We start from the raw sequence: 273 nt of genomic DNA on the forward strand, positions 1-273 counted from the left end.
TGGCTATACGACAAGTGCTACTGCATGCGAGGCGATATGGAAAACCGGATCAAGGAGCAACAATGGTTGTTCTCTGACCGGACCAGCTGTCACAAATGGTGGCCTAATCAGTTTCGCCTTCTACTGTCAGGCATGGCTTATGTTTTACTGGAGCACCTGAGAAGCGGTTATCTGAAAAGAACACCGTTTGCCCGAGCTCAAGTGTCCACACTTCGAACAAGTCTGCTGAAAATAGGCGCTGTGATGACTCGAAATACACGACGAATCAGGATT

1 protein-coding gene is annotated in these 273 nt (G+C 48.4%); it reads left to right on the top strand.

Annotation, left to right across the window (positions count from 1 at the left end; all coding sequences use genetic code 11):
* On the top strand, positions 1–273 hold a 273-nt coding region (locus E1189_RS04100), incomplete at both ends, for a transposase (protein ID WP_196221181.1).

The sequence above is a fragment of the Parendozoicomonas verongulae genome (genome assembly GCF_009711465.1).
GTDB classification, from domain to species: domain Bacteria; phylum Pseudomonadota; class Gammaproteobacteria; order Pseudomonadales; family Endozoicomonadaceae; genus Sansalvadorimonas; species Sansalvadorimonas verongulae.